The sequence below is a fragment of the Neobacillus pocheonensis genome (assembly GCF_050477905.1).
In the GTDB taxonomy this organism is placed as follows: domain Bacteria; phylum Bacillota; class Bacilli; order Bacillales; family Cytobacillaceae; genus Neobacillus; species Neobacillus pocheonensis_A.
In genome coordinates this window covers 16,729-29,213 of record NZ_JBCNAD010000049.1, presented here as the reverse complement: position 1 = coordinate 29,213, position 12,485 = coordinate 16,729, and the positions used below count along the sequence as shown (strand labels likewise).

The following is a 12,485-nucleotide window of genomic DNA, read 5'->3' as shown; positions in this document are numbered from 1 at the left end:
ATAAGGAAAAAAGGTATCTGATTACTATATAAGCGAAAAATGGATAAAATATCATTATAAATATAAAAATGACATAGGAAGAGGTGGAATGGAACTTGGCGATTTTACTATCCTTTATGAACGAATATGGATACCTCGTCCTATTTCTCTCATTAGTACTTGGCATTATTGCACTCCCTGTCCCAATGGAAGCAATGATGGGCTATGCCGGATTTCTTGCTTTTCAGGGACAACTAAACTGGATAGGCTGCATCATTGCTGCTACCTCTGGTTGTGTAGTTGGAATGATCATTACCTATTTTATTGGAGCAAAGCTAGGAATGCCTTTCTTTGAAAAATATGGTCCACAGCTACGTTTTCGACCAGAAAAGATTCAATCCACGTCATTATGGTTTAATAAATATGGGAACAAGCTTTTAATTATTGTCTTTTTTATCCCAGTGGTTAGACATATCACAGGCTACTTTTTAGGAATCACACGGTTGCCTTTTCGAGTATTTTCTATTTATTTATTTCTGGGCTCATTTCTTTGGGTATCTTCCTTCATTTTGTTAGGGAAAATGCTCGGTCCGAATTGGGAGATAATCTTTCACGGTATGATGAAGAAATATTTAATATTGTCTTGTCTTATTATAGGTTTAATATTAGTCGGGCTATATTTATTAAAAAAACTACAAGTAAGAAACCTTAAAACTGGAACAAAGCAGGTAAAATGATCAGTTTATTCAATTTGGAATCCATATGTGGGTTCCTTTTATTTTTAAAATGTTAATAAATATTGAACTTTCAATCATGGAGGTCATGAAAGTTTGATTCGCTGGACAACTGTGATTAAATAATAGAAAAGGCCAGAAAGGATGAGTTTTTTGAATAAAAATGTCATACGCTCCATCACTGTCATTTCAGTATTATTTTGCCTCATCTGGCTTATCGGGCTTGGCTGGGCAGTGGGAGATTACTATGCTGGGAAACCGGAGACGGTTCCGGAGACAAATACCGTTTCAAAGAAGGTTGAAAACAAAAAAGGATTAACAATCGTAGCTTTAGGAGATTCGCTCACTAGAGGAACGGGGGACGAGACAGGTAAGGGTTACGTCGGAGACTTAATTGATGAAATTAAGGGAAAAACAAAGCGTCCTGTTCAATTAACCAATCTAGGTATTAATGGGCAAAGATCAGACCAACTCAGGAAGCAAGTCGAGCAAAAGGAAATACAAAGGCAAATTCAAAAAGCGGATATGGTGTTAGTAACGATTGGCGGAAACGATCTGTTTAGAGGCGGACAGGGATTAATCGATTTTAATGCAGGAAACATCGCTACAATCGAAAAAAAGTATCTTGATAATTTAAAGTTTATTTTCGAACAGATACGGAAAAACAATAGCAACGCAAATGTGTTTTTTATTGGGTTATACAATCCCTTTATAGAGTTAGAACAGGGAAAAGAAATGTCTAAGGTCGTTCGTCATTGGAATTATGACAGTGCAGAGGTCAGTGCAGCATTTCCAAAAATCGTGTTTGTCCCTACATTTGATTTATTTGAACTAAAGGTAAATGATTATCTTTATTCAGACAAGTTTCATCCAAATTCAAAAGGGTACCGTTTAATAGCTGAACGAGTCGCCTCATTGCTCACCTGGTAAGGAGAGGAATCTAGTGGAGAAAAAAATTACATTATCTGTAAAGGATTTAAAAAAAGTGATTGGTAAAAGAGAGATAATTAAGGGTTTGACTTTTGATTTACGTGAAGGGGAAGTATTTGGCTTCTTGGGACCTAATGGTGCTGGAAAAACAACCACTATCAGAATGCTTGTCGGATTAATAAAACCCACCTCTGGCAGTATCCAAATTTGTGGCAACAATATTGAAAATCATTTCAAAGAGGCGATGTCAAGCCTAGGCTGTATCGTGGAAAATCCTGAACTTTATCCCTATTTATCAGGTTATAATAACCTTCTTCATTTTGCTCGAATGCTAGAAGGCGTTGGGGAAGAGCGAATTATGGAAGTAACAGAATTAGTAGGTTTAACTGAAAGAATTCATGATAAAGTGAAAACTTACTCATTGGGGATGAGACAGAGACTAGGAATTGCACAGGCACTCCTCGGGCAGCCCAAAGTCTTAATTCTCGATGAACCAACAAATGGTTTAGACCCTGCGGGAATACGTGAAATGAGACAGTTTATCCGATTTCTGGCTGTTGAGGAGGGTTTAAGTGTTCTTGTATCCAGCCATTTATTAAGTGAAATTCAACTACTATGTGACCGGGTTGCTATAATTTCAAAAGGAACCATTATTCGGGTTGATACGGTTCAGCAGCTGCTTGCCAATCGAGAAAGAGTGGTTTGGCATGTGCAGCCGTTGGAAAAAGGAAAGCAAGTTTTACGTTCATTAACATCGATAGAAGTTAAAGAAGATGGCTCCATTTTAACGGAATTCGATGAACGTAAGACTCCCGAATGGAATAGAAAGCTTGTAGAAGCAGGAGTTTCTGTCATTGAGTTCAATCGAAAAATGCCTGTCCTCGAAGACTTATTCCTCGAATTAACAGGGGGTGATACGATTGAATAAATTGATACAAAATGAAATGATGAAGTTGATTGCAAAAAAACGCCTGATCGTCATTGCCATCATCATAGGTGTTCTTGTTATGTTATTTACATATGCCCAGTATAAGCAGGTTCAAACGCAGCGCGAAAAATTAGGGACAAGTGATTGGCGCACGATTTTACAACAGCAAATCGTAGATACAACGAACCGCTTAAGCAGCAGCCGAATTTCAGATGAATGGAAGAAACAATTACAAATTTCGTTACAACAGCAGCAATACTACCTGGATCACGACATCAATCCTGCTGAACCTGGCGCTCCTACATTCATGAGAATTTTTCTAGAGAGCTCGATTGATTTATTTATACCTTTGATGGTGATGGTGATTGCCAGTGATTTGGTTTCTTCAGAACACAGCCTTGGCTCGATTAAATTGTTATTAACCAGGCCGGTAAAACGGTGGAAAGTGCTATTAAGTAAATATATAACCCTTTGCTTGGCGGTGTCCTTAGTCATTGCCATTTCTGGAATCTTGTCTTATGCCATTTCTGGAGTGGTGTTTGGCTATAAGGGCTGGGGAGCCCCGATTTTAACCGGATTTAATGTAACCGATACGGGTTTAAGTACAACTGATGTAAAGCTCTTAAGTCTGTGGAAATTTTTATTGATGGATTTTGGACTTGTCTGGTTCGTTGCCATTGTAGTAGGGACATTATCCTTTATGCTTTCTGTTTTGATTCGCAGTACAGCCGCTGGAATGGGTGTCATGTTAGCCGCTTTAATTTCAGGTGCGATTTTAAGCAATATGGTTTCTTCATGGGAATCAGCTAAATATTTTTTTATGGTTAATTTAAGGTTGACTGATTATATGAAAGGCACAGCACCACCCATCGAAGGAATGAATCTTTCATTCTCAATGATGGTTCTGTTCGTTTGGTGGGCAGTCGCCTTATTCGTATCGTTTTGGGTTTTTACCAAAAAAGATGTCTATTAAGAAAAGACTATTTCCGTTCAGGGCGGGGATAGTTTTTTCTTTAACTAATATTTGATAGAAAATTATTAATTTTATAAAATAAAAGAGTATTCATGAAGAATTGGAGGGGTCATTATGCCGTTTGTTATTAAAAAAATCGACCATGTACAGCTTGCCGGACCTAGAGGATGTGAGGAAGCAGCAAGGGAATTTTTTGGAGAGGTTCTTGGCTTAATTGAGGTGGAAAAACCCGAGGAATTAAAAAAACGTGGCGGGGTTTGGTTTGAATTCGGTACGTTCCAAATTCACATTGGAGTGGAGGAGCCATTCTCTCCTGCTAAAAAAGCCCATCCTGCTTTTGTAGTTGAAAATATTGAGGAATTAAAGGTACGTCTTAAAGAAAAGCATGTCGATTTTACAGCAGATGATAATCTTCCAGGAGCTAATCGGATTCATGTCCATGACCCGTTTGGCAACCGTATAGAATTTTTAGAGTGGGTATAAAAGTCAAATTTACGTAGAGATTTTTAATGCTATTATCGGAGATTAGTATTCAACAATATGGATCCATTAAAGGGGCTGACTCCTTTTGGGATTCAATCATAAAGGAAATACTTATCCAAGAAGAATTCTCACCAAGTGACATCAAAAGATTTCATTATGGAGCGAATATCGTCTATAGCTTCGGTGGAAGTCAATATGTTATCAAGCTGTATCCCAAGCATCAAAATGGACAATTCACCAGGGAATTGGAAGTGTTGACTAATCTCGAAGGAAAAATAAAACTTGTCGAAACGCCACGACTCGTTAATTTTGGCAGCTTTCAAGGCTGGAATTTTTTAATCATGACACAGCTTAAGGGAGAGCTGTTAATTGATATATGGGATCAGTTAACCAATGAAGAAAAAACGAATCTTAGTATAGATTTAGGTAAGACGATAAAAGAATTTCATGAAGTTCCGATTGTTGGATTAAAAAACTTGCAAATAGATTGGAAGGATTTCATCCAGAATCAATATAAAAATATGAAGACATACCACCAAGAATTGGGGGTAAAGGAATCTTTGCTCGCAGATTTAGAAAGATATGTGGAACAGAAATATATTAACACGGATCCTGCTAAAAAACTGCTTACAGGAGAATATACACCGTTTAACTTACTGGTAAACAAAAGGGATGGGAATTGGAAGCTTACTGGTGTCATCGATTTTGCAGATTGTTTCTTGGGTGATGCTGATTATGACTTGTTAGGACCAATCCTATTTATGTTTAATAGTAATCAATCACTTATCCAACATTTCTTAGAGTCATATGGACTTCAAAATTATCAATTAACCGATACTTTCCAAAAAAAATTAATGACCTATACCATTCTCCATCGTTTTAGTGATGTTAATTATTTTACGTCACAAAACTATAAAGCTAATAAAGCTAGAAATTTTAAAGAGTTGGCTAAAATCCTTTTTCCCATTTATTAAACAAACAGCCCCAATCCATAAAATTAGGAATGGGGCTGTTCTCCTTAAATTGGGGGATTTAAGGTATGACATTTACTTAGGATATATTCTAATCAAAAGGCAGCTGAACATGGGAAGGGGGAAGTCCGCTGCCCTGGATCAAAATCGAAATTAATTATGTTTTGCTGTAACCTTTACAGGTTCACGGTTTACTCCAAAATGCTGCTTAATAATAGAGCGGGACCACCAAGATTAAAGAGGTAGCGAGCTTCAATGACCTGTTTCATAAAGGCTGCAAATAAACCGGAAAGTCTGAGGTTACCTACTTTACCGACAGCTGCCTTCGTTCCAATGGAAGCGACTGAACCCTTGTGGTGATACTCAAATGGCATTAAATTTTGACCTCTTAGAGTGGCTGCGATATTTTTTGCGCAAACGTCGGCTTCTTGTATGGCGACCTGTGCGGTAGGAGGTAATGCAGACTTTTCATCCTTCATGAATAAAGAGCAATCTCCAATACTAAAGATGTTTTGCATGTTTTTAACACGAAGGAAGCGGTCTACAGGGACTTTGCCTTTAACAATTGGCAATCCACAATTCTGAATGATAGAGTTCCCTTTCACCCCGCATGACCAGATTAGGATCCTGGTCGGAACCTCCAAGTTGTTTTCTAAAATGACCTTTTCAGGAGTACATTCTAAAATTTTGGTTGACATGTGCAGTTCCACATTCATTCTTTCTAGAACTTCAGTTGTATATTGAACAGATTCCTTGGAAAAAAAAGGAATTACAGATGGTGCTGCTTCAATTGCAACAATTTTAACTTTCTCAAATGGGACATTATGCTCTTTACATAGCTTTGGAAGACCATCAGCTAGTTCTCCAAGCATTTCAATTCCTGTAAAGCCGCCCCCTGCCACAACAAAGGTTAGGCGGGAAGGGTCTTGATCTTCTTTATATAGACTAAATTGCTTAATAATTTGATGGTAAATGGCCTTAGAACTCCTAAAGCTTCTAATTTCAAATGCATTTTCTTTTATACCAGGAATTCCAAACGTTTCAACTTCGAACCCTAATGCTACTTATAAGTAATCATATTCAACAGTATCCCCACCTTCAAGGTGAATCTCCTGGTTGTTAATATCGATGGAAGAAACAGTGCCTTTCTTAAAATAAGTTTTTTGCTGGTCAATAAGTTCTGGGATTGACATGGCAATTTGGCGGTCTGCTGCAGTTCTTGCACTAATTTTATGTAGTTGTGTTGTCACATAATGATAATCATGTTTATTTATGAGGGTAACATCCGCTTCTCCAGATGTAAGTAGCTTCTCTAATTTTTTACTTGTAATGATTCCGCCGTATCCGGCACCTAAGATTACAATTTTTGGTTTATTCATCTTTAATTGACTCCTGACTTCCCTTTTATGAGGCTTTATCTATGATTTAATTGTGAAACAATTCACATAACAACTTTTAAAAAATAGAGCTAACGCCCTATATTTTATGTGAAACATTTCACATACCTTCTATGTTTATAGAATACGACACTTTCATAAAATACTCAAGTCAATATTCACTAAAATTTTGTCAAATTGGTAAATTTTTTTTGTGAAACTGGGCAACATAATTCCGTGCCGATATAAAACTGGTTTATTCTTCTAATTATAAAAGTGAGGAAGGCGATACGTATGAAATTAAAATTGTTAAGTTTGTCCTTGGGTTTACTATTGTCTGTTCCTGGTCTAGCAGCAGCTCATGAACATACACCGGTTGACCAGAAGGAAAACGCCCCATGTGACTGCCAAGAGGGTAAACATCATCACATGCACAGAGATTGGAAAGCCCAGATGCAGGAAAGAGAGCAAAAACTTGTAGCTTGGGTAAACCAATATACACCAGAAAAGAAAGCTGAATGGACAAAGGTTCTTGAGGAAAGAAAAGCACTGCATACTCAATGGATGAGCCCTGAAAATGCCAAAAAACGTGAGCAATGGAAAAATGAAAAGATGGCAAAAATGCAAGATCTTAAGAAGAAATTTGATGAAGGAAAAATAACAAAAGAGGAATTCATCAAACAGGCACACGGCGGTAAAGAGATGGGACACTGGAAAACGTTCCATGAATTAGAGCTTGCAGTAGAGAAAAAGGATAACAAACAGGCGGCAGCACTACTAAACCAACTGTTACAACAAAGTAAGGAACATAACCAAAAAATAAAAGATTTATTGAAAAAATAAGCTTCAAACAGACAAAAAAGCCAATTCACGCGAATTGGCTTTTTTCTGTGTTTATTCAATTTCTTCGACCTTAACGAGAATATTATTCTTATAATAAACAATTAATTCGTTATTTGCCATGGCGGCTTTTTGGATAATTCTAAGGTTTCGGCAAAATAAAGGGACTTCGCTTTGTCCATTCTGAAAAATAAGATAGGTGAATTCATCTGAAAATGGTGAATCTTCATCACGAATCATCATGAATTTTCCTTGAAAAGAATGGAGATCTGTCTCGGATTCATTTTCTGCTTCTTCCACTTGAATGAGAAATTGTTTGTTAACATATCCAATTGCATCTTTAAAAAAGAGGAGAAGGGCAACAAACCCCATCAGCATGAATGTGACCATATATTTTTCAGGTAACGAGGGAATCAAAACACCAGCTAACCAACAACTAATCGCGATAATAATGTGTAAATACACCTTAACACCTTCTTTATATATAATGAGGAGCAAGGATGTGAATTCTAGTTGTATATTTTTCTGAAAATTCTATTATTATGTATTTTTAGAATACAACAAAATACCTAGTTCGTAAATATTAGTAATGCGAAATATTGAAAAAAATGTAAATAATTTCAGATATTAATTTATGATCAAAAGGGAATTTTAAAAAAGATACATATAGGAGGAGGAAATAAAATGGATAGAAAAAAATTAATGATGGCAACAGTTGGTTTAGGCGCAGCCTATTTACTTCGAAATAAAAAATCCAGACAAAAGCTAATGAATCAATTCCAAGCAATGGCAGAGAAATCCCGAAAATAAAAAAAAAACATCCCTTAGGGGATGTTTTTTAATTGAGATTATTTTTTTAAATCAATCTTTTCTTGTTCCACTTCTTTAATATCTGCTTTTATTTCTTCTTTGATATCGTCAGCGATTCCCTCTGTTGCTTTCTTAAACTCACGAATCGATTTGCCGAACGCGCGTCCAATTTCTGGAAGCTTATTAGGTCCAAAGATGACCAGAGCAACGACTAAAATCAAAATTAATCCCGGTACACCAATATTTGAAAACATGATTCCATCTCCTAGCGATGAGTGGTAATTGTCCTGACTATTATAACTGTTTTACTAAAACTATTCTAGTATTATTACTATTTTACTTGGGCTACTTCATTGTCAGCATTTTTCCCATCATAAAAGTCTTTTATAGCTTTATCTGTATAGACCCAGCCTTTCCAACCTATATGAATCGTATCCTTCATGAAATAGGGGTCATATTCATGGTTCGAGAAATCGGCAATTTGAAAACCTTCTGATTCAATTTGATTCTTTATACGTGTGTAATAAGACTTCCTCCCTTGCAAGGGAAACCCAGTATAATCATACCATGTGCCATTTACTGGTACTGATATAAACAAAGGTTTTGCCCCAGATTCCTTCAGTAAATCCAGGACAAGTTGAAAATCGCTATACTCAGGGGATACACCATAAGAGGCGTCAACCTTCGAATTCCTCAATGAAGGGACCATTTTTTTTATTTTGTTGTACTGATAGTTATTGATATAAAAATGGTTATTGGTGGAATTGTGGACTCCCATTTTTTCTGCTTGAACTTCTAATTGGCCCCAAGACTTATCTCGAACTTTTGCGTTTATATCCCGTTTATGAGAAATTCCTCCTGCTAGCGTATAATAAAGATCCTTTTTTATCAGTAAATTACGATAGGCTATTGCTAAGGGACGCAAAAGAGCAGCCTCACGTTTTGTCATAGTATCATTTGTCATTTCAGCTTTTAATAAGGTAGATAGAATGGGATCATTCTCAATGGGTGAAAAAGTAAGCAATCGCATTATCGCTTTTTTCTTAATTACTGGATCGATCGTTTGATTAAGAGCAAAATCATACCCCTGTAAGGAAGAATAATTGGGAACAAAATGAGATTCATCAGTTCCTCTTGGTTGAAACCATTGCGGAGACAAGACAAAAACAAGTTTTTTTCCCTTTAGATCTTTCGTATGTTCCGCGAAATTTAACAAATGAATCAAGGATTCTGTTCCACCACGGCCAACAAGAAAGGGTGTAAATCCTTCCTTCGTTTCCTTAAAGTAGTTGGCTGGATGGAATCGATCCAGTCTTGCTAGCTCAGATGAACCATAGATTGGCAAATAATGCTGATTCTCGAGCATATTCTGCTGAATATACTTGCCTTGAAACATAAATGGATTTAATTCCGTAGCCGCCTGGGTGACTCTTGTTTTCGGAATGAACTTCTCTATCCATTTATTTGGTATTGCGATTATGATAGCCAATACAAGAAAAGCTATTAAGATCGGTGAAAATAAAGGTTTTTTCATCTTCTATCAGCCAATTGATTGGCAATGTTATTTGGTGTGTTCCAAACATCACGATCAAATTCCGTAATCGGAACAAGAATATTGAACCTTTCTTCAGCTTGAACAAGTAAGTCGACTGTACCAAAAGAATCCAATAATCCTGAAGTAAATAAATCAATATCTGGGTTCTCTTTTACAATATCGTCCTGACAGATTTCCGCTAGTAATGTGATGACTTCATTTTTAAATTCCATGGTGATCAAACTCCCTTTTGAAATAATTGTCCTGAGAAAATATAAAATCCAAAGCAAATGAAATGAAAAGTGATAATAATGGCCGCCACATGGGTAAATTTATTATTTGGCCACCATTTATGTTTTTTATTAAATCGTTCGAACGAATTATATAAAACCATGAGTAAGGCATGATAAATTCCGTAGAGAATATATTGAATTTCAAGACCATGCCAGATTCCCATGATTAGAAAAAGTAAAATATAGCCGAGATTTGATACGAGATTACGGTTTTTTATCCATTTTTTCTTTGTCATCCAAAAGACAAACCGCATGTATACATAATCTCGAAACCAAAAGGAGAGACTCAAATGCCAGCGGTTCCAGAAGTCCTTAATATTCCTGCTGATGAAGGGTTTATTAAAATTCTCTGGCGCTTTAACTCCCATGATATAGCTGACACCAATCGCAAAAGCACTATACCCTGCAAAATCAAAAAAGAGATATAGGCTATACGCATACATATAATAGAGGTGATGCTGGAAATGGCTATGTTCGATAAATCTCAGATTAGCAATAAAAAAATGATTTATCGAATAACCAATAATATATTTATATAAAAACCCGCGAAAGATTTTGTTAATACCGTCGTAAAGTAGCTGCTTATACTGGTCTCCCTTTATTTGAGTTTCTAATTCCTTTTCAAAACGGCGATATCGATCAATTGGTCCAGATGAAATGGTCGGGAAGAACAAAATAAAATATAGTAACTGAAACAGCGGCAGTTCCTTTTTAATAAGGCCATCTCTTATCTCCATAATGATTTGAGTACCTTTAAAAGTAAGGTAAGAAATTCCTAGAAATCCAATTAGGTTCACATTTGATAAATATGGCAACACCTTCGAAACAACCAAGGGAAGAATCGATAAAAAAACAACTCCATAAAAAATTCCATTGCTATTAGAATTTCTTCGATAAGCTAAATAAGCTTTAATTAAAACAACCTGCCAAATGGTAAATACTATCAAGGCAACAGCCTGTTGAAGAGAGGAAGAGAAGATTAGACCAAGTGCGATGATTGTTGCAATCATATTATAGGTGTGAAATCTTTTTCCTCTTAAACCTAGAACAACTGTTGGAGCCAAAAGTATGATTAGGATGAAAAAGAATGTGAATGAACCATATGGTGTCATTTCAACACCATTTCCTTAATGGCCTTCCGATCCATTTTTCCATTAGACGTGATTGGAAGCTCTTTTTGATACGAAAACTTTCTTGGAATCATATAAGCCGGAAGGAACTCGCCAATCTCTTTTTTTATCGCACTCGTTAACTGGTATTCTTTTTCAAATTCATGTTTGTTAGGGATTATCGCTGCCAGTAAATATTCAATTCTATCCTTTTGATAAATAGGAATGACAGCAGCTGTTTTCACAAATGTTGATTTGGCAATCTGGTATTCAATCTCTTCTAATTCCATTCGGTAGCCATGCAGTTTGATTTGAAAATCAATCCGGCCTTTATAAAAAATTTGGCCTGAATTATCTCTACAGCCGGAATCTCCGGTACGGTATGCTTGTTGGCCTTTATATTCAAAAAAAGCTCTTTCGGTTAGTTCAGGCTGACCAAGATATCCTTTACTGACACTTGGACCGATAATAACCATTTCACCGAGTGCACCTGTTTGAACTTCCTCTCCATGTTCATCTAAAAATAATAGCTGCGTATCATTTTTCGGTTTGCCAATTGGTAGAAATGGAATGGAATCCAACATTTCAGCTGTTACTTCAACCGATGTAACGGCTACAGTCGCCTCTGTCGGTCCATAAGTGTTAAATATTCTTGCCTTGGGAAACCGCTCCAGTAATTGCCGACAAATGTCAACAGGGAGTATTTCTCCACAAAATAAGAACACTGCAAGCTCTGGCAGTAAATCCTCATTAAAGGAAGGATCCATTAAACACATCTGTACAAAAGAGGGAGTGGAGGTCCAAATTTCCGTTTTAGAATGGTTTAATGCTTCAAATAATAGTTTCGGTTTTGCAATCATTTCTTTTGTGATCGCAAAAATGGTTCCGCCGCTGACAAGGGCAGGGTAAATATCCATTACTGATAGGTCAAAAGAGTATGGTGCTTGATTTAAAAAACGATGAGGTCCATGAATCGGAAAATCATTTGTCATCCAATTCACAAAGCTATCTAAATTATCCGCAGAAATTTGAACTCCCTTTGGGTTCCCAGTGCTGCCTGACGTATAAATGATATAAAAATTATCATCGCCGTTTACCCAGTTTGTCGAATCAATTTGCTGTACCGCTGGTTGAAGCAACTGAATTTCTTCGAAAGATACGATAGAAAGAGCAGAAATATCCAAGTCCATCTCTTGCCCAGAACAATTGATGACCAATTCTACATCGGCATTGTTAATGATATTTACCACACGGTCCATTGGAATGGATGTATCTATCGGGATATAGGGATGACCTAACTTTACACATCCTAAGAAGGAAATAATCATAGAAGCTTCCATGTGACCATAAATCAATATCGGTGAATGTCTTTTAAGATCTTGATTAAATAGATTAGTAGCTACCTGTTCTGAATATCTCCAAAGCTCGGAATAGGTGATTTCCGTTTTTGGAGAAATATAGGCTAAGGTTTCTGGCTGTGTTCGAGCAAGGTCTCTAATGGTGTTTAATATTTTCATGGTTTAAC

General features: G+C 36.5%; 14 protein-coding genes and 1 pseudogene. 8 read left to right on the top strand and 7 right to left on the bottom strand.

The genetic code is table 11. The features are described from left to right. The first annotated feature begins 95 nt into the window (after positions 1–95). From ABES02_RS25010 to ABES02_RS24985, 6 genes are all read left to right on the top strand, one after another. Positions 96–716: a DedA family protein gene (locus ABES02_RS25010; protein WP_430140485.1), complete on the top strand. Its 621-nt coding sequence runs from the start codon at positions 96–98 to the stop codon at positions 714–716. A 150-nt stretch (positions 717–866) separates the two neighbouring features. Beyond that, the gene (locus tag ABES02_RS25005; RefSeq protein ID WP_430140484.1) at positions 867–1,643 is read left to right on the top strand and encodes an SGNH/GDSL hydrolase family protein; all 777 of its coding nucleotides are present in this window, start codon (positions 867–869) and stop codon (positions 1,641–1,643) included. Positions 1,644–1,656: 13 nt separating this feature from the next. Then, the gene (locus ABES02_RS25000; protein WP_430140483.1) at positions 1,657–2,571 is read left to right on the top strand and encodes an ABC transporter ATP-binding protein; all 915 of its coding nucleotides are present in this window, start codon (positions 1,657–1,659) and stop codon (positions 2,569–2,571) included. After that, positions 2,564–3,544 carry an ABC transporter permease gene (locus tag ABES02_RS24995; protein ID WP_430140482.1) on the top strand — a complete coding sequence of 327 codons (981 nt, stop codon included), beginning with the start codon at positions 2,564–2,566 and terminating at the stop codon, positions 3,542–3,544. Before ABES02_RS25000 ends, ABES02_RS24995 begins: the two co-directional genes overlap by 8 nt. 114 nt (positions 3,545–3,658) lie before the next feature. Continuing rightward, positions 3,659–4,027, top strand: coding sequence for a VOC family protein (locus ABES02_RS24990; RefSeq protein WP_430140481.1), 369 nt, complete (start codon positions 3,659–3,661; stop codon positions 4,025–4,027). A gap of 26 nt (positions 4,028–4,053) precedes the next feature. Continuing rightward, complete coding sequence (locus ABES02_RS24985) at positions 4,054–5,001, top strand: phosphotransferase (RefSeq protein WP_430140480.1); 948 nt, start codon at positions 4,054–4,056, stop codon at positions 4,999–5,001. 188 nt (positions 5,002–5,189) lie between these two features. Here ABES02_RS24985 and ABES02_RS24980 read toward each other — a convergent pair. After that, positions 5,190–6,377, bottom strand: a pseudogene (locus ABES02_RS24980) (NAD(P)/FAD-dependent oxidoreductase). A 291-nt stretch (positions 6,378–6,668) separates the two neighbouring features. Here ABES02_RS24980 and ABES02_RS24975 point away from each other — a divergent pair. Continuing rightward, complete coding sequence (locus tag ABES02_RS24975; protein WP_430140479.1) at positions 6,669–7,217, top strand: hypothetical protein; 549 nt, start codon at positions 6,669–6,671, stop codon at positions 7,215–7,217. Between the two features lie 51 nt (positions 7,218–7,268). Here the strand turns inward: ABES02_RS24975 and ABES02_RS24970 are convergent, their stop codons facing one another. After that, on the bottom strand, positions 7,269–7,679 hold the full coding sequence (locus ABES02_RS24970; protein ID WP_430140478.1) for a hypothetical protein: 411 nt from the start codon (positions 7,677–7,679) through the stop codon (positions 7,269–7,271). A 219-nt stretch (positions 7,680–7,898) separates the two neighbouring features. Between ABES02_RS24970 and ABES02_RS24965 the strand changes: the two genes are divergently transcribed. After that, complete coding sequence (locus tag ABES02_RS24965; RefSeq protein ID WP_430140477.1) at positions 7,899–8,024, top strand: hypothetical protein; 126 nt, start codon at positions 7,899–7,901, stop codon at positions 8,022–8,024. Positions 8,025–8,062: 38 nt separating this feature from the next. Here ABES02_RS24965 and ABES02_RS24960 read toward each other — a convergent pair whose 3' ends face one another. From ABES02_RS24960 to dltA, 5 genes are all read right to left on the bottom strand, one after another. After that, a complete protein-coding gene (locus ABES02_RS24960; RefSeq protein WP_430140476.1) occupies positions 8,063–8,278 on the bottom strand; it encodes a twin-arginine translocase TatA/TatE family subunit in 216 nt (71 codons plus the stop codon). Positions 8,279–8,355: 77 nt separating this feature from the next. After that, positions 8,356–9,558 (bottom strand): D-alanyl-lipoteichoic acid biosynthesis protein DltD, encoded by a 1,203-nt coding sequence (gene dltD / locus ABES02_RS24955; RefSeq protein ID WP_430140475.1) that lies wholly within the window; start codon positions 9,556–9,558, stop codon positions 8,356–8,358. Then, entirely contained in the window at positions 9,555–9,791 is a 237-nt protein-coding gene (dltC, locus tag ABES02_RS24950) for a D-alanine--poly(phosphoribitol) ligase subunit 2 (RefSeq protein ID WP_430140474.1), read from the bottom strand. The genes dltD and dltC overlap by 4 nt, the downstream gene beginning before the upstream one ends. A 5-nt stretch (positions 9,792–9,796) precedes the next feature. Beyond that, a complete protein-coding gene (gene dltB, locus ABES02_RS24945; RefSeq protein ID WP_430140473.1) occupies positions 9,797–10,963 on the bottom strand; it encodes a D-alanyl-lipoteichoic acid biosynthesis protein DltB in 1,167 nt (388 codons plus the stop codon). Beyond that, positions 10,960–12,477, bottom strand: coding sequence for a D-alanine--poly(phosphoribitol) ligase subunit DltA (gene dltA, locus ABES02_RS24940; protein WP_430140472.1), 1,518 nt, complete (start codon positions 12,475–12,477; stop codon positions 10,960–10,962). Before dltA ends, dltB begins: the two co-directional genes overlap by 4 nt. Positions 12,478–12,485 lie beyond the last annotated feature (8 nt).